Origin of the sequence: Agromyces sp. Root81, from assembly GCF_001429165.1 — a bacterium.
In the GTDB taxonomy this organism is placed as follows: Bacteria; Actinomycetota; Actinomycetes; order Actinomycetales; family Microbacteriaceae; genus Agromyces.
In genome coordinates this window covers 290,508-307,784 of the sequence record NZ_LMIR01000002.1, presented here as the reverse complement: position 1 = coordinate 307,784, position 17,277 = coordinate 290,508, and the positions used below count along the sequence as shown (strand labels likewise).

At 70.8% G+C, this 17,277-nt stretch carries 15 protein-coding genes; 13 read left to right on the top strand and 2 right to left on the bottom strand.

Annotated features, from left to right (window positions below; translation table 11 throughout):
• Positions 1–41: 41 nt before the first annotated feature.
• The 3 genes from ASE14_RS06350 to ASE14_RS06340 are packed head-to-tail and all read left to right on the top strand — an operon-like array spanning position 42 to position 3,410.
• Positions 42–2,402 (top strand): DNA polymerase III subunit gamma and tau, encoded by a 2,361-nt coding sequence (locus ASE14_RS06350; RefSeq protein WP_056652439.1) that lies wholly within the window; start codon positions 42–44, stop codon positions 2,400–2,402.
• Positions 2,403–2,404: 2 nt separating this feature from the next.
• Positions 2,405–3,001, top strand: coding sequence for a recombination mediator RecR (gene recR, locus ASE14_RS06345; RefSeq protein ID WP_056652436.1), 597 nt, complete (start codon positions 2,405–2,407; stop codon positions 2,999–3,001).
• Between the two features lie 49 nt (positions 3,002–3,050).
• Complete coding sequence (locus ASE14_RS06340) at positions 3,051–3,410, top strand: nuclear transport factor 2 family protein (RefSeq protein ID WP_056652432.1); 360 nt, start codon at positions 3,051–3,053, stop codon at positions 3,408–3,410.
• Positions 3,411–3,414: 4 nt separating this feature from the next.
• Here the strand turns inward: ASE14_RS06340 and ASE14_RS06335 are convergent, their stop codons facing one another.
• Positions 3,415–3,909 (bottom strand): hypothetical protein, encoded by a 495-nt coding sequence (locus tag ASE14_RS06335; RefSeq protein WP_056652430.1) that lies wholly within the window; start codon positions 3,907–3,909, stop codon positions 3,415–3,417.
• Between the two features lie 126 nt (positions 3,910–4,035).
• On the opposite strand from ASE14_RS06335, the gene ASE14_RS06330 reads away from it, so the two are divergent.
• Both ASE14_RS06330 and ASE14_RS06325 read left to right on the top strand, forming a co-directional pair.
• The gene (locus tag ASE14_RS06330) at positions 4,036–5,310 is read left to right on the top strand and encodes an aspartate kinase (RefSeq protein ID WP_056652427.1); all 1,275 of its coding nucleotides are present in this window, start codon (positions 4,036–4,038) and stop codon (positions 5,308–5,310) included.
• A gap of 165 nt (positions 5,311–5,475) precedes the next feature.
• Positions 5,476–6,537 (top strand): aspartate-semialdehyde dehydrogenase, encoded by a 1,062-nt coding sequence (locus tag ASE14_RS06325; protein ID WP_056652424.1) that lies wholly within the window; start codon positions 5,476–5,478, stop codon positions 6,535–6,537.
• A 61-nt stretch (positions 6,538–6,598) separates the two neighbouring features.
• Here the strand turns inward: ASE14_RS06325 and ASE14_RS06320 are convergent, their stop codons facing one another.
• Positions 6,599–7,879, bottom strand: coding sequence for an alanine racemase (locus tag ASE14_RS06320; RefSeq protein ID WP_056652421.1), 1,281 nt, complete (start codon positions 7,877–7,879; stop codon positions 6,599–6,601).
• 253 nt (positions 7,880–8,132) lie between these two features.
• Here ASE14_RS06320 and ASE14_RS06315 point away from each other — a divergent pair, with 253 nt between their 5' ends.
• From ASE14_RS06315 to ASE14_RS06280, 8 genes are all read left to right on the top strand, one after another.
• Positions 8,133–9,797 carry an ABC transporter substrate-binding protein gene (locus ASE14_RS06315; RefSeq protein ID WP_056655919.1) on the top strand — a complete coding sequence of 555 codons (1,665 nt, stop codon included), beginning with the start codon at positions 8,133–8,135 and terminating at the stop codon, positions 9,795–9,797.
• Positions 9,798–9,847: 50 nt separating this feature from the next.
• Complete coding sequence (locus ASE14_RS06310; RefSeq protein WP_056652418.1) at positions 9,848–10,852, top strand: ABC transporter permease; 1,005 nt, start codon at positions 9,848–9,850, stop codon at positions 10,850–10,852.
• Entirely contained in the window at positions 10,845–11,942 is a 1,098-nt protein-coding gene (locus ASE14_RS06305; RefSeq protein ID WP_235511128.1) for an ABC transporter permease, read from the top strand. The genes ASE14_RS06310 and ASE14_RS06305 overlap by 8 nt, the downstream gene beginning before the upstream one ends.
• 5 nt (positions 11,943–11,947) lie before the next feature.
• The gene (locus tag ASE14_RS06300; protein ID WP_056655913.1) at positions 11,948–12,835 is read left to right on the top strand and encodes an ABC transporter ATP-binding protein; all 888 of its coding nucleotides are present in this window, start codon (positions 11,948–11,950) and stop codon (positions 12,833–12,835) included.
• Positions 12,832–13,680: an ABC transporter ATP-binding protein gene (locus ASE14_RS06295; protein ID WP_056652415.1), complete on the top strand. Its 849-nt coding sequence runs from the start codon at positions 12,832–12,834 to the stop codon at positions 13,678–13,680. The genes ASE14_RS06300 and ASE14_RS06295 overlap by 4 nt, the downstream gene beginning before the upstream one ends.
• A 69-nt stretch (positions 13,681–13,749) precedes the next feature.
• Positions 13,750–14,904, top strand: coding sequence for an ROK family protein (locus ASE14_RS06290; RefSeq protein ID WP_056652413.1), 1,155 nt, complete (start codon positions 13,750–13,752; stop codon positions 14,902–14,904).
• A 103-nt stretch (positions 14,905–15,007) separates the two neighbouring features.
• Positions 15,008–16,267 carry a 6-phospho-beta-glucosidase gene (locus ASE14_RS06285; protein WP_056652410.1) on the top strand — a complete coding sequence of 420 codons (1,260 nt, stop codon included), beginning with the start codon at positions 15,008–15,010 and terminating at the stop codon, positions 16,265–16,267.
• Entirely contained in the window at positions 16,264–17,277 is a 1,014-nt protein-coding gene (locus ASE14_RS06280) for an N-acetylglucosamine kinase (protein ID WP_082600772.1), read from the top strand. Before ASE14_RS06285 ends, ASE14_RS06280 begins: the two co-directional genes overlap by 4 nt.

Sequence of the window (17,277 nt, the reverse complement as noted above, 5' to 3'; positions counted from 1 at the left end):
CATCCGGCTGTGGTGTCGGACGCGGCAACTACGATTGATGCGTGGTCACCGCCCTGTATCGCCGCTACCGGCCAGAGACGTTCGCCGAGATGATCGGCCAGTCCCAGGTGACGGAGCCGCTCATGACGGCGCTCCGCACCGATCGTGTCAATCACGCCTACCTGTTCAGCGGCCCTCGCGGCTGCGGCAAGACGACGTCGGCGCGCATCCTCGCGCGCTGCCTGAACTGCGCAGAGGGTCCGACGGATGTCCCGTGCGGCGTCTGCCCCAGCTGCGTCGAGCTCGCTCGGGGCGGCGGCGGGTCGCTCGACGTCGTCGAGATCGACGCCGCGAGCCACAACGGCGTCGACGACGCGCGCGACCTGCGCGAGCGCGCCGTGTTCGCCCCGGCGCGCGACCGGTTCAAGATCTTCATCCTCGACGAGGCGCATATGGTCACGCCGCAGGGCTTCAACGCGCTGCTGAAGCTCGTCGAGGAGCCGCCCGAGCACATCAAGTTCATCTTCGCGACGACCGAGCCCGACAAGGTGCTCGGCACCATCCGCTCGCGCACGCACCACTACCCGTTCCGGCTCGTGCCGCCCGGCCCCATGCTGGAGTACGTGCAGCAGCTCTGCACCGAAGAGGGTGTCGAGGTCGCGCCGGGCGTGCTGCCGCTCGTCGTGCGCGCCGGCGGCGGGTCGCCTCGAGACACGCTGTCGCTGCTCGACCAGCTCATCGCGGGCTCCGACGGGCCGACCATCGACTACGAGCGAGCCGTCGCGCTGCTCGGTTACACCCATGGCGCCCTGCTCGACGAGGTCGTCGACGCGATCGGGGCCGCCGATGCGGCCGGGGCATTCGCCGCGGCCGACCGCGTCGTGCAGACGGGGCAAGACCCCCGTCGCTTCGTCGAAGACCTCCTCGAACGACTTCGCGACCTCATCGTCGTCGCCGCCTCGTCGCCCGAGACGGCTGCGGCCGTGCTCCGCGGGGTGCCGGAAGACGAGCTCGCCCGCATGGCGACCCAGGCCGCCGCGTTCGGCCAGGCCGAGCTCTCGCGGGTCGCCGACCTCGTCAACCAGACCCTCACCGAGATGACGGGCGCCACCTCGCCGCGCCTGCACCTCGAACTCATGCTCGCGCGGGTGCTCGTGCCTGCGGCCGACGACACCGAGCGCGGCGCGCTCGTGCGCGTCGAGCGCCTCGAGCGCCGGGTCGGCGTGGCCGACGCGGCCGGCTCGCTTCCGGCGGCATCCGACTCGCGACCGGTCGCCCGGCCCGAGGCGGCTGCTCCGGCGCCGCGAGTGCCGGCGGAGCGGGTCGCGGCACCGATGGCGGCAACGCCGCCGATGAGCCCTGCACCCGTCGACGCCGCGCCCGCAACGCCAGCTCCGGTCCCGACGCCCGTGGCCGCCGGCCGGCCCGAGAGCGTGGCCCCGGCCGAGAGCGAGCCGGCTGCAGCGCCGGCGGCTGCTGCACCCTCGAAACCTGTCGGACCGGTCACGCTGCAGCAGGTCCGCGACGCGTGGCCGGAGGTGCTCTCCTCGCTCCAGCGAACGAAGCGCAGCGCCTGGATGGTGGCGTTCACGGCGCAGGTGCGCGACTTCCGCGATGGCGAGGTGCTCGTGCTCACGTTCCCGAGCGAGCACGACGTCGCGGGCTTCCGCGGTGGCGCACCGGGGCAGAGCGTCAGCGAACTGCTCCGCGGTGCGATCGTCGACGTGCTCGGCGTGCGAGTGAAGTTCGTCGCGCGAGTCGACGGCCCCGGCGGCTCGCCGGCCGCCGCCCCGCAGACGCCGTCGACCCCGCCGGCTCCGGCCGAACCGTCGGCTCCGGCCGAGGCACGCGGGCCGTCCGCCGCAGCGCCCGCCTCGTCGTCTGCTCGGCCGTCGTCGTCTGCGCCGGAGACCGCCGCGCCCGCACAGCCGTCGGCGTCCGCGTCCGCAGCACCCGCCGGGCCCGTGGACTCGTGGGCGACCGTGGCGATCCCGCGCGACCCGATCACCGACGCGGGCGCCGAGTCGGCCCCCACGAGCGCCCGGACTGCGACGGCCGTCGCCGAGCGGCCGCAGGTGGCACCCGCAGCGGAGGCGCCCGTCGCCTCGAGCGTCGCGCCGGTCCCCACGCGTGGTGGCGTCGACGAACTGCCCGATGACGCCGACGCACCGCCCGAAGACGAGGAGCCTCCGTTCGACCCCGGGCCCGAGCCCGAGGTGATCGTCGAGGCATCCGCTCCTGCTCCTGCTCCTGCACCCGCACCCGCTCGCGCGCCCAAGCGCACGAGCCGTCCGCTTCCGACCGCGGGCAATGACGGCGGCATCCAGCGCTACGGAGAGGCCGTCGTGCGCGAGGTGCTCGGCGCGACCTTCCTCGAAGAGGTCGAAGCGCCGCCGCGGCCCGGCTTCGGGGAGCGTGGCTGATCATGTACGAAGGCATCGTCCAAGAACTGATCGACGAACTCGGGCGCCTGCCCGGCATCGGGCCGAAGTCGGCGCAGCGCATCGCGTTCCACATCGTGCAGACCGAGCACTTCGACGTCAGCCGGCTCGCCGAGATCCTGATGGAGATCCGCGACAAGGTGCGATTCTGCGAGATCTGCGGCAACGTCTCCGAAGAGGCGACCTGCGGCATCTGCCGCGACCCGCGGCGCGACCCTGCTCTCATCTGCGTCGTCGAAGAGGCCAAAGACGTCGTCGCGATCGAGCGCACCCGGGAGTTCCGGGGGCTCTACCACGTGCTCGGCGGCGCGATCAGCCCGATCGACGGCATCGGCCCCGACGAGCTCCGCATCCGCCAGCTGATGCAGCGCCTCGCCGACGCGACCGTGACCGAGGTCATCATCGCGACCGACCCGAACCTCGAAGGCGAGGCCACCGCGACCTACCTGAGTCGCCTGCTCTCGACCCTCGAGATCCGCGTCACGCGGCTCGCCTCGGGCCTCCCCGTCGGCGGCGATCTCGAGTACGCCGACGAGGTCACGCTCGGGCGCGCGTTCGAGGGCCGGCGCGTCGTCGGCTGACGCTCGTCGCCCCCTTGACGCTCCCATCGCGCAGGGCTAGAACGGAGCCATGGCGAGCAACGGTGCGGAGTGGGTCGCAGGGTACGTCGCGGCCTGGCAGTCGAACGATCCGGCCGAGATCGGAGCGCTCTTCACCGATGACGCCCGCTACCTCACGAGCCCCGACTCCGAGCCGCGGATCGGCCGCAGCGCGATCGTCGCGGGCTGGCTCGCCGACCTCGACGCACCGGGCGACTGGGCGTTCGACTGGCGCATCGTGCATGAGGACGACGGGTTCCTCGTGATCCAGGGGCGCACGAACTACCCGGCCGACCGCGACTACCTGAACCTCTGGATCGTGCGCCTCGCCGACGACGGCCGCGCGACCGAGTTCACCGAGTGGTACATGCCGCGCCCGCACAAGGGCTGAGCCGCTACCGCAGCACCTCGACGAGCACCACCCAGGCCATGACCAGTGCGGCGATGATGCTGAGCACCGAGCCGACGGCCATCGTGATGAGTCCGACCTCCACCACGCCCGTCACGACGAGCACGGCGCCCACGAGGAAGGCCGCGATCGGGAGCACACCGGCGATGCTCTTCAGCACCCGGTCGAACGGCGAGACGTGGTCCTCCCGCATGACCACGCGGATCGCGTGCACCTGGAAGACGCCCGCGAGCACGGATGCCACGAGCACCTCGACGCCGTACGCCACGACCGGCTGGCCGGGGACCAGCCCGAACGCGCCGGCGGTGATCGCCAGCACGAGCGCCGCGATCGACGCGGCGGCGCGGGGCGGCAGTGTCACCGACTTCATGATCTCGCCGATGTTCACCGACATCGCCACGATGAGGAGACCGGCGAGGGCGGCTGTGGCGCCCACCATCGCGACGTTGAACTCGGTCCAAGCCTCGAGCGCCTCCGGCATGGGAACACGCTACCGCTGCCCGAGGGGACGTCACATAGCCGGGCGCGTATGCGGCCCGCCGTATGATGGTGCTTCCGGCGCCGGCTACCCGAGCGGCCGCCAGCGAATCCACCCCTGGGAGACCACGTGAGCTTGATCGTGCAGAAGTTCGGCGGGTCGTCCGTCGCCGACGCGGAGAGCATCAAGCGGGTCGCCAAGCGCATCGTCGAGACCCGCAAGGCGGGCAACGACGTCGTCGTGGCGGTCTCCGCGATGGGTGATTCGACCGACGAACTGCTGGATCTCGCGAACGAGGTCACGCCGCTTCCCGCGCCGCGCGAGCTCGACATGCTGCTCTCGGCCGGTGAACGCATCTCGATGGCGCTGCTCGCGATGGCGATCAAGGGCATGGGGCACGAGGCGCGCTCGTTCACGGGCAGCCAGGCCGGCATGATCACGGATGCCACGCACGGCGCAGCCCGCATCGTCGACGTCACCCCGGTGCGCCTGCGCGAAGCGCTCGACGACGGAGCCATCGTCATCGTCGCCGGCTTCCAGGGCTTCAACCGCGACACCCGCGACATCACGACGCTCGGCCGCGGCGGCAGCGACACCACGGCGGTCGCACTCGCCGCCGCCCTCGAGGCCGACGTCTGCGAGATCTACACCGACGTCGACGGCGTCTTCACCTCCGACCCCCGGATCGTGAAGAAGGCGCGCAAGCTCGACAAGATCACGAGCGAGGAGATGCTCGAGCTCGCGGCATCCGGAGCCAAGGTCCTGCACATCCGCGCAGTGGAATACGCGCGCCGCCACGGCGTGACCCTGCACGTGCGCTCGTCGTTCAACAACAGCGAGGGGACCATCGTCTACGACCCCGCGCGCCTTCCCGAAGGAGAAGCTGTGGAAGAGTCCGTCATCGCAGGTGTCGCGGTCGATCTGACCGAGGCCAAGATCACGGTCGTCGGCGTGCCCGACAAGCCGGGTGTCGCCGCGAAGATCTTCAAGATCGTCGCCGGCACCAACGCGAACGTCGACATGATCGTGCAGAACGTCTCGGCCGCCTCGACCGGCCGCACCGACATCTCCTTCACCCTCCCGAAATCCGACGGCGAACGAGCCCTCACGGCGCTCGCCGGTGCACAGGAGGCCATCGGCTTCCTCTCGCTGCAGTACGACGACCAGATCGGCAAGCTCTCGCTCGTCGGCGCCGCAATGCGCTCGGCCGCGGGCGTCTCCGCCCGTCTCTTCGAAGCGCTCTACACCGCGGGCATCAACATCGAGATGATCTCGACGAGCGAGATCCGGATCTCCGTCGTCACCCGTGCCGACAGCGTGCACGCCGCCGCGCGGGCCGTGCACTCGGCGTTCGAGCTCGACGGCGATGACGACGCGGTCGTGCACGGCGGCACCGGGCGCTGACTCGAACGAGCGGATGCTCGCATCCGACCGATCGTCGAAATCCTCGCGGATCCCGCGGCATTTCCTGCCAAGGTTCCGCGAACCGCCGGGCGTCGCCGCCTCGGCTGGGACAATGGAAGAACGCTTCCCGACGGCCGAACGCCGTCGGGTGATGGAGGAGTGCACGTGGGCAACACCAACGGAGTGAACATCGGCGTCGTCGGCGCGACCGGTCAGGTCGGGGCGGTCGTACGACGCCTCCTCGAGGAGCGCGACTTCCCGGTCGCCTCGATCCGCTACTTCGCCTCGGCGCGTTCGGCCGGGTCGACGCTGCCCTGGAAGGGCGAGCAGATCGTCATCGAAGACGCCTCGACGGCCGACCCGAGCGGCCTCGACATCGCGATCTTCTCCGCCGGCGCGACGCTCTCGAAGGCCCAGGCCCCGCGGTTCGCCGCGGCCGGCGTCACCGTGGTCGACAACTCGAGCGGCTGGCGCATGGACCCCGAAGTCCCGCTCGTCGTCAGCGAGGTCAACCCGCACGCGATCGACGAGGCCGTCAAGGGCATCATCGCGAACCCGAACTGCACGACCATGGCCGCGATGCCCGTGCTGAAGGTGCTGCACGACGAGGCCGGTCTCGAACGCCTGATCGTGAGCACGTACCAGGCGGTCTCCGGCGCCGGGCTCGCGGGCGGCGAAGAGCTGCTCGAGCAGGCCCGTGCTGCCGTCGCGCAGGACGCGATCGAGCTCGTGCACGACGGCTCGGCGGTCGAGTTCCCCGCGGCCGAGAAGTTCCCGCGCACGATCGCGTTCGACGTGATCCCGCTCGCCGGCTCGATCGTCGACGACGGCGACCTCGAGACCGACGAAGAGAAGAAGCTCCGCAACGAGAGCCGCAAGATCCTCGAACTGCCCGGCCTGCGCGTCGCCGGCACCTGCGTGCGCGTTCCCGTCTTCACGGGGCACTCGCTCACCATCCACGCCGAATTCGCGAACCCGATCACGCCCGAGCGCGCCACCGAGATCCTCGCGGTCGCGCCCGGCGTCGAGCTCTCCGATGTGCCCACGCCGCTGCAGGCGGCCGGCACCGACCCCAGCTACGTCGGGCGCATCCGCCAAGACCAGTCGGCACCCGAGGGCAAGGGCCTCGTGCTCTTCGTCTCGAACGACAACCTGCGCAAGGGCGCGGCGCTGAACGCCGTGCAGATCGCGGAGCTCCTCGCGGCGAAGCTGCCCGCGGTGGTCTAGCACCAGCTGAACGACGGATGCCCCGTGGCCGATCGGCCACGGGGCATCCGCTGTCTCCGGTCTAGAAGAACGTGCGCACGAGTGCGACCACTCGGTCGGAACCGCCGCCTTCGACGACCGGGATGAAGCGCCACTTGTCGAAGGCCGTGCAGGGGTGCGAGAGGCCGAGCGAGACGACCTCGCCGATGGCGAGCTCGAGCGGGCCGTCGGCGCGCAGGTAAGCGTGCTGGTCGTTGAGCGCGGTGACGGATGCCCCGGCGAGCGGCCGCTCGGCGGCACCGGGCACCTCGGCGACGCCGAACGGCACGGGCAGGCCGTCGTCGTACGGGAAGTCGCGCTTGCCGCCGTCGAGGAGCGCGAGGCCCGGCTCGGGGTGCGAGACGACGCGGGCGTAGCCGCGCATGGCGGGGGTGAGCTCGCCGTCGATCGGCGAGATGCCGTGGTAGAAGCCGTCGTCGTGCAGGAGGGAGGCGCCGGAGCGGAGGATCCAGCGGGTGCCGCGTGCACTGGTCGACTCCGCGGCCTCGGCGGCGATCGCCGGGGCGAACGCCTCGGCGACGAGCTCGAGGTAGGCGCTGCCGCCGGCCGTGACGATGAGCTCGCCCTCGGCGAGGCCGCGCACCGCCGCGTGCACCTCGAGCATCTCGCCGAGGGAGGTGCGCACCGCATCGAGCACTGCGGGGGAGCGGTCGTGGCCGAGGCTGCCCTCGTATCCGGCCGTGCCCGCGAGTCGCAGCACGGGCGATGCGGCGATGCGCTCGGCGATGCGCGCGGCTTCGCCGACGCCGCGCGCGCCGGTTCGTCCGCCGGATCCGCCGAGCTCGACGAGCACGTCGATCGGGCGGGGGAGGTCGACACCGGCGAGTCCCTGCTCCATCGCCTCGACCGTCTCGACCGAGTCGACCCATGAGCGGAATGAGAAGGCCGGGTCGGCGAGCTCACGGGCGATGAAGTCGAGCGCGGCCGGCGCGACGAGCGTGTTCGCGAGCATGATCGAGGCGATGCCGAACGCGCGAGCGGTCCGCACCTGCCCTGGCGTCGCGAGAGTGAGGCCGGTGGCACCGGCATCGAGCTGCAGCTGCCAGAGCGCCGGGGCCATCGTCGTCTTGCCGTGGGGCATGAGCTCGAGGCCGCGTTCGCCGCACCAGCCCTGGATCACTGCGGCGTTGTGTGCGAGCGCGCGCTCGTCGAGTGCGAGCAGCGGGGTCCAGAACTCGGCGAGGCGAGGCCCGGTCGCGAGGAACTCGCTCACCGTGAGTCCGGCGGCGCGGGCGGGCAGACCCTTGTCGGACGCGCTCAGCCGCTCGTCGGCGAGTGCTTCGAGTCGCGTGCGCTGCGGCATCCGGACACCTCTCTCCATGCGTGGGTGCAGCGTCGCGACCGACCTGCGCTGAATCTGCACACCAGAGCATAGGCGCCAGCCCGATGCGTCGGATGCACGTCGAAAACACGCGGGGAAACAGAAACTGAATGACTTGTTTCCAGTTACTATCTTTTCTGTTAGGGTCGCTTCCAGTAACGCGTGAGCACCGAGATCCCGCACGCGGCAAACTGCACCACCTTCCACGCAACGAAGCACGAGAGGAATGCCGGAGATGACTCGAACCACACGCTCCTTCGCGGTGGCACTCGCCGCAGGAGCGGCCGCGATCGCCCTGGGAATGACCGGATGCAGCCCGGCGGCAGGAGGCGGCGGCGACGACGCCTCTGTCCTGCGCGTCTGGGCGGGCAGCGCCACCCCGATCAACAACAACTTCAACCCGTTCGCCGTCGACACGGCCGTGCACGCGACCTTCGGCGCGATCTACGAGCCGCTGTTCTTCTTCAACCAGCTCTCGGCCGACGCCCCCACCGGACTCATCGGCGACGGCTACGAGTACAGCGAAGACGGCCGCACGCTCACCGTCACGATCAAGCCCGACCTGAAGTGGAGCGACGGCGAGGACCTCACCGCTGACGACGTCGCCTTCACCTTCGGCTACGGCTCGAACAAGACCGAGCAGTTCGTCTCGGCCGAGGCGACCGACGACACCACCGTCGTACTCACTTACACCGAACCGCAGTTCACGAGCGCATCGCTCACGCTGGGGACGACCTACATCATCCCCGAGCACATCTGGGCCGACATCGACGACTTCATGGCAGAGACGAACCCCGAGCCCGTCGGCTCCGGCCCGTACATGCTCAAGAGCTTCTCCGATGCCGCCTACACGGTCGTCGCCAACGAGCTCTTCCGCGACGGCGCGCCCGCCGTGACCGAGGTGCAGTACCTCGGCCTCGACTCGAACCAGTCGTCGCAAGACCTGTTGACGACCGGCAAGATCGACTGGGTCGGCCAGTTCATCGCGAACCCCGACGCCGTCACCGGTGCGGGCGACATCACGACCTTGAACCTCCAGCAGGACCCGACGACGATCACGACCTGCGCCAACGCCGACCTCGGGTGCGAAGGCCCGCAGACCGACCCGGCCGTGCGCCAGGCGATCAACGTCGCGATCGACCGCGCCACGATCGCCGACAAGGCCTTCGCCGGCCTCGCGGGCGAATCATCGCCGTCGTTCACCCTCCAGCCGCGCGACGAGCAGTGGCTCAGCGACCCGGAGCTCGCCACGAGCCCGCAGGAGGCGAACGCCGCAGAGGCCGGCGCGATCCTCGAGGCCGCCGGCTACACGAAGGACGCCGACGGCTTCTACGGTACGGACGGCGCCGCCTTCGAGATCGACCTGTTCTCGCCCGACGGCTGGACCGACTACAACGACGCCGCGAAACTGATCTCGGAGCAGGCGGCCGAAGCCGGCATCCGCATCAACGCCCGCACCGTCTCCGATGCCGAGTACTGGACGCCGATCCAGTCGGGCGACTTCCAGATGGCGCTCTTCGGCCTCACGCAGAGCCTCGTCGCCGACCCCTACTCGAACTACCACGAGTACTTCGCCGGCACCTCGACCGCGAGCGTCGGCGAGACGCCGCTCGTCGGCCAGAATTACTCGCGCTACTCGAACCCGGCCGTCGACGCGGCAGTGCTCGCGGCTGGCGCGACGCAGGACGTCGCGACCAAGCAGGCGGCCTACGCCACGATCCAGTCCGAGATCGCGCGTGACCTCCCGTACATCCCAGTGGTGCTGAACGCCTCGCAGTCCTTCTTCAACACCGAGAAGTTCAGTGGATGGCCGAGCGAGGGCGAGCTGTACGCAGCACCGCTGCCGTACCTCGCGGTGGCCAACGCGGTCGTGCTCTCGCACCTCACCCCGGCGAAGTAGGTCGTCGGTCCCGTGGAACGAACCTTCCCCATCTCGAGGACGGCAGCGGCATGAGCTTCTACCTTCGGCGGGTCGCCTTCTACCTGGTGACCCTCTGGGCGGCGATCTCGCTCAACTTCCTGCTCCCGCGGCTCCTGCCGGGCGACCCCGCAGCCATCATGCTCGGCAAGCTCCGGCGCGCCAGCGGCGGGCGTCCGCTCTCCGAGGAGACGATCGAGGCCATCACCTCGATCCTCGGCGCAGGGAAGGACATGTCCCTCTGGGACCAGTACGTGGCGTACTGGGGCCGGTTGCTTCAGGGAGACCTCGGCGTCTCCTCGACGAGGTATCCGGCCCCGGTCGCCGATCTCATCGCGGCGGCCCTGCCGTGGACGATCATCCTGGTCGGCGTCGCGACCGTCATCTCATTCCTGCTGGGCATCATCGTCGGAGCGTGGGTGGGCTGGCGGCGCGGCACCTGGCTCGACCACCTCGTGCCGATCACCACGGTGTTCCAGTCGATCCCGTACTTCTGGCTCGCGCTCGTGCTCGTCGCCGTGTTCTCAGTGCAGCTGGGGCTCTTCCCGATCGTCGGCGGCTACGACGTCTTCGAATTCCCGGCCGGCCCAGAGCTCAGCTGGGCGTTCATCGGCAGCGCGATCTACCACGCCATCCTCCCGGCGATCACGATCGTGCTCTCCTCCGTCGGCGGCTGGCTCCTCGGCATGCGCAACATGATGGTGTCGACGATGTCCGAGGACTACGTCGTCACGGCCGAGGCGAAGGGGCTGACCCCGCGCCGGGTGCGCACGAAGTACGCGTCGCGCAACGCCGCCATCCCGAGCCTCGCGGGCTTCGGCATCGCGCTCGGCTTCGTCGTCGCCGGCTCGATCGTGATGGAACAGGTGTTCAGCTACCCGGGCATCGGCAAGCTCATGATCCAGGCGGTGCAGGGTCTCGACTATGCGCTCATGCAGGGGGTCTTCCTCGTGATCACGCTCACGGTGCTCGCCGCCAACTTCTTCATGGACCTCATCTACGGCTTCATCGACCCGAGGGTGCGACACAATGGATGACTCCCAGCCCACCCTCGAACGCATGCCCGACGACTCCGGCTACGCGACCGGCGACGATGCCCCGTTCCAGTCGCCGGTCTCCGCCGAGGCGGTGCGCGAGACCGCCCGCGACGCGACGGCCACCGCGGCGATCGCCGCGGCCCGCTCGAGCCGTGGCGGCCGGTTCCGCCACATCCTGCCGAGCCGCTCGGGCAAGCTCGTCACGGGCGTCGTGATCGTCGGCCTCATCACCCTCTTCGGCATCTTCGGGCCGATGATCGCCCAGCCGCCCCGCGACTCCAGCAACGAGGCGCTGCAGCCGCCGTCGGCCGAGCACTGGCTGGGCACGACGAAGCTCGGCTACGACGTCTTCTCGCAGCTGGCCTGGGGCACGCAGGGCTCGCTCTTCATCGGCATCGTCGCCGGCATCGTGGCCCTGCTGCTCGCCGTGATCTTCGGCGTGTTCGCCGGGTACTTCGGCGGCGTGCTCGACGAGGTGCTCACGCTCTTCACGAACATCGTGCTCGTCATCCCGGGCCTGCCCGTCGTCATGGTGATCGCCGCCTACGTGCAGACCGCCGAGGGCCTCGGGCCGCTCGCCCGCAGCTCGCTGCTCGTCGCGCTCGTGCTCGGCATCACGGGCTGGGCGGGCTCCGCGGTGGTGCTGCGAGCGCAGGCGCGCTCGCTCCGCACCCGCGAGTACGTCGCGGCTGCCCGAGTCGCGGGCGAGAAACCCGGCCGCATCATCTTCGTCGAGATCCTGCCGAACCTCGTTCCGCTGCTCGCCGCCCAGTTCATCTTCGGCGTCATCTTCGCCGTGCTCGGCGAGGCCGGGCTCTCCTACCTCGGCCTCGGGCCGACCGGGTCGATCACGCTCGGCACGATGCTGAACGACGCCCAGACCGGCCAGGCCGTCGGCACGGGCGCCTGGTGGTGGTTCGTGCCGCCGGGCCTCATCATCGCCGCCCTCGGCGCCGGCCTGTCCCTCATCAACTTCGCGATCGACGAGGTCGTGAACCCGAAGCTCAGGCTCGCGCCTGAGAACGCGAAGCGCCAGCGCAGGGCCGCGAAGGCCGGCAAGGGCGTCGCCGACACCGGAGCATTCGCATGAACGCCATGAACGCCATGAACGCCATGAACGCCACGGCCGCGCTCGGCGAGCCGGTGCTCACTGCACGCGACGTCTCGATCGAGTACGAGGTCGACCCGCCGGTGAAGGCCGTCCGCGGCGCGTCGATCACGCTGCACCGCGGCGAGATCCTCGGCCTCGCGGGGGAGTCGGGCTGCGGAAAGACCACGCTCGCGTACGGACTCAACCGGCTGCTCAAGGCCCCGGCGCTCATGACCGGGGGCGAAGTGGTGTTCCACGACGCATCCGGTGACGACATCGACGTCGTCGCCCTCGACGGCGAGGCGCTGCGCAGGTTCCGCTGGAACAAGGTGTCGATGGTCTTCCAGGGCTCGATGAACTCGCTGAACCCGGTCATGAATGTTCGCAAGCAGCTGCACGACGTGTTCACGACCCATCGGCCGGCGATGAAGCGAGCCGAGCGCGAGGCCAGGAGCGCCGAGCTGCTGACCCTCGTGGGCGTCGACCCCACGCGACTCTCGAGCTTTCCGCACGAGTTGTCGGGCGGCATGCGCCAGCGCGTCATGATCGCGATGGCGCTCGCCCTCGACCCGCAGGTCATGATCATGGACGAGCCGACCACGGCGCTCGACGTCGTCGTGCAGCGCGGCATCATCCGCGAGATCATGCGGCTGCGCGAGCGTCTCGGCTTCGCGGTGATCTTCATCACGCACGACCTGCCGCTCCTCATCGAGATCAGCGATCGCATCGCGATCATGCTCGACGGCGAGATCATCGAGCAGGGCGACGCCGAGCAGATCTACCGGGCGCCGGGGCATCCGTACACCAGGCGGCTGCTCTCGAGCTTCCCGAGCCTGCGCGGCGATCGCGGCGACTTCATCCGCACCGGCGTCGCGGCGGGAGGCGCGGCGTGAGCGGGCCGGCGACGGCGACGGCGACCTCGACCCTCGAGGCGCGCCACCTCGTCAAGGACTTCCGGCTGCGCAGCGGCACGAAGGTCCGCACGCTCCATGCGGTGAAGGATGTCTCGTTCACCCTCGAGCCGGGCCGCACGATCGCCCTCGTCGGCGAGAGCGGCTCGGGCAAGTCGACGATCGCACGCATGATGGCCAAGCTCGAGACGCCGTCGTCGGGCGAGGTGCTGCTCGACGGGCGCGTGAGTGCCACCCGCGGCGGCGGGCTCGCCCGCTATCGACGGGACGTGCAGATGGTCTTCCAGGACCCGTTCAGCTCGCTGAACCCGTTCCACCCGATCCTGCACCACCTCGAACGGCCGCTGCGCATCCACAACCCGCGGCTCTCGTCGCGGCAGATCCGCGAGCGGGCCGAGGAACTCCTCGAGCGCGTCCGCCTGTCACCGGCGGCGACGTTCGCCGATCGCCGACCGCACGAGCTCTCGGGCGGTCAGCGGCAGCGCGTCGCGATCGCCCGTGCACTCGCCCCGGGATCGCGGTTCATCATCGCCGACGAGCCGGTGTCGATGCTCGACGTGTCGATCCGCCTCGGCGTGCTGAACCTGCTGGCCGAGTTGCAGCGGCAGGAGCACCTGGGCGTGCTCTACATCACGCACGACCTCGCGACCGCGCGGCACTTCTCAGACGAGATCCTCGTCATGTACCGCGGGGAGATCGTCGAACGCGGGCCGAGCGAGCAGGTGATCCTCGATCCGCAACACGACTACACGAAGACGCTGCTCGAGGCCGCGGCCGACCCGGATCGGCTCGGGCGGCTGCGCGACGACGTGCGGAACGGCGGGTGAGCCAACAATCAGTAAACATTCTTGTCAGATAGAGTGACCACGAACACGAAACGAGAGAGGCGGACTGCCGTGAACCAGATCGACCCGGGCACCCCGACGTGGCTCGCGGCGCGCAACGACCGCACCGCCTTCCGGCTCCTCCTCGAACACGGTCCGCTCACGCGATCGCGGCTCGGCGAGCTCACCGGGCTCTCGAAGCCGACCGCATCGCAGATGCTCGCACGCCTCGAACGGGTCGGCCTCATCCGGCCGGTCGGCGAGCTGTCGGGCGGCCGCGGGCCGAACGCCATCACGTACGGTGTGCGCACCGATCGCATCACGGGCGTCGCGATCTCGATCCTCGACCGCGCCATCCAGGCGGTCGTCGTCGACGCCGTCGATCACGATCACCCGATCGTGCAGATCGCGACGGATGTGCACGAGCGCTCGCCCGAGGGCGATGTGCGAGCCGCCGTCCGCGCGGCCTGCGCGGAGGCGGGCATCGACGAGAGCACGGTCAGCCGCGTCGTGATCGGCGTCCAGGCCGCGTTCTTCGTCGACGGCGACGAGCTCTCGTTCACCGACACCCTGCCCGGGTGGCCTGCGGTCGGGGCCCGTGCTCGCATCGAGCGGGGGCTCGGCCTGCAGGTGACGATCGACAACGACGTCAACCTCGCGACGATGGCCGAGCGCTCGGCGGGCGCGGCGCAGCAGGCCTCGAGCTTCGCGCTGTTCTGGATCGGCGACGGCCTCGGCGTCGGTCTCGACCTCGGCGGAGTCGTGCACCGCGGCGCCTCCGGCGGGGCCGGCGAGATCGGCTACCTCGCGGTGCCGAGGACGGCGGCACCGCTCGCTCCCGCGGCGAACGACTTCACCGACCTGCTGGGCGGCCCGGCCGTGGCTCGACTCATCGCCGGCGACGACGAGACGCTCGCCGATGTGCTGCCCCGACTCGCGCACGACGACGTGGCGCTGTCGGCCCTCGCCGACCGCGTCATCCTCGCCGTGAACCCGCTGCTCGCGATCCTCGACCCTTCGATGGTCGTGCTCGGCGGGCCCACCGGCATCGCCGGCGGCACGCGTCTCGCCGAGCTCGTCGCCGAGCGGGTCGACCCCTCCGCTCACCCGAAGCTCGCGGTGCGGATGAGCGGCACCGGTACCCAGCCGGTGCTGCTCGGCGCGCGCCAGCAGCTCGTCGACCAGATCCGCGACCACCTCGAGGCGGACATCTCGCTCGCCACCTGACTCGGCCGGCGAAGGGCGGATGCTGCGCGCATCCGCCGGTCGGCCACCGAACTCCGCTTCGCGCCAGAGCGCGCGGGGCGCCCCACGCACGGAATGAGGACTGATGAAGCTCGCCATCGTCGGCGGAGGCTCGACCTACACGCCCGAACTCATCGACGGGTTCGCACGTCTCCGCGACTCCCTGCCGCTCGAGGAGATCCGCCTCGTCGACCCCGACCCGCAGCGGCTCTCGCTCGTCGCCGGTATGTCGCAGCGCATGCTCGAGCACGCCGGGCACCCCGCGACGGTGATCGGCACGACCGACCTCGTCGCGGGCGTCGCCGACGCCGATGCCGTGCTCATCCAGCTGCGGGTCGGCGGGCAGGACGCCCGGCACGCCGACGAGACCTGGCCGCACGAGGCCGGATGCATCGGCCAGGAGACGACGGGCCCCGGCGGGCTCGCCAAGGCGCTGCGCACGGTGCCCGTGGTGCTCCGCATCGCCGACGTGGTGCGCGCGCACGCCAAGCCCGACGCCTGGATCGTCGACTTCACGAACCCCGTCGGCATCGTGACCCGTGCGCTGCTCGAGGCGGGCCATCGCGCCGTCGGCCTCTGCAACGTCGCGATCGGCTTCCAGCGCCGCTTCGCCTCGCTCTTCGACGTCGATCACGACCGGGTGAACCTCGGCCATGTCGGGCTCAACCACCTGACCTGGGAGCGGAGCGTCGTCATCGACGGCGACGACCGCCTGCCCGGGCTGCTCCGGCACCGGCTCGGCGAGCTGGCCGACGAGGTGCAGCTGGCACCGGCGCTCATCGCGCAGCTGGGCGTCGTGCCCTCCTACTACCTGCGCTACTACTACGCGCACGACGAGGTGCTGCGCGAGCAGCTGCAGGAGCCGACCCGGGCCGAGGCGGTGCGCGCGATCGAACGCGAGCTGCTCGAGCTCTACGCCGACCCGGCACAGCACGAGAAACCGGCCGCACTCGAGGGGCGCGGCGGCGCCTTCTACTCCGAGGCCGCGATCGAACTGCTCGCCGCGATGCGGGACGGTGCGAGTCGGTCTCGCGTGGTCAATCTCCGCAACGACGGCGTGCTGCCGTTCCTGCCCGACGACCACGTGATCGAGGTGCCGGCCGTGTTCCGCGACGGCGGATTCGTCGCGGAACCGGTCGCGCCGCTGCCCGACGACATCCGTGGGCTCATCGCCGGCGTCGCCGGGTACGAGCGGCTCGCGCTCGACGCGGCGGTGCACGGCGGGCGCGATCGCGTGCTCCGCGCGATGCGCGCCCACCCGCTCGTGCTGCAGCATGATCGGGCCGAGCAGCTCACCGACCTGCTCATGGCCGAGAACGCGCCGTTCCTGGAGTGGGCGCGATGAGCGGCGTCGTCGTCGCCGTCGACGGCGGCGGTTCGAAGACCGACGCGGTCGCCCTGACGATCGACGGCGAGCTCGTCGCGCACGAGCGCGGTGCCGGCTCGAGCCCGCACTTCGAAGGACTCGGCGAGGCGGTCGCCGTCGTCGACGAGCTCGTGCGCGCCGTCGCGGGGGAGTCGCCCGTCGTGCACGCGGGGCTCTACGTCTCCGGGCTCGACCTGCCCGTCGAGGTCGAGCAGTACGCCGCGGCGATCGCCGGGTTCGAGTGGGCGAGCGCATCGAGCGTCGTCGACAACGACCTGTATGCGGTGCTGCGCGCCGGCACCGATGAACCGGATGCCGTGGCCATCGTCTGCGGCACCGGGGTCAACGCGGTCGGCGTGCGCGCCGACGGCGCCGATGTGCGCTTCCCCGCGCTCGGCGGTGTCTCGGGCGACTGGGGCGGTGGCAGCGGCCTCGGCGAGCAGGCGCTCTGGCACGCGGCGCGCGACGTCGACGGCCGAGGCCCGCGCACGGCGCTCACCGCGGCGATCATCGAGCAGCTCGGCGTCGCCTCGGTGCCGGCCCTCATCGAGGACCTGCACTTCGGTCGGCGGGACTCGAGCGAGCTGACCGCACTCGCCCCCGGCGTCTTCGACGCCGCGCGCGCCGGTGACGTCGTCGCGGCCGGGCTCGTCGATCGCCAGGCCGAAGAGATCGTGGCGTTCGCCCGCGCGTGCGTGACGCGGCTCGGGCTGGCGGATCGTGCCATCCCCATCGTGCTCGGCGGCGGCATCATCCGCTCGGTGGACGAACGGCTCATCGGCGGCATCACCGCCGGCCTCGCCGCGGTGGCGCCCCGCGCACGCATCGAGATCCTCGACGCGGCCCCGATCGTGGGGGCCGCCCTGCTCGCGCTCGATCGGGCGGGAGCGGGGGTCGACGCCCTCGAGCGGGCGCGCGACGCGGTCACGGTCGCGACGCGGATGCCCCGTTCGGAGGTCGCTCGCGAGGCGGAGCCCGTCGCGCGCTGA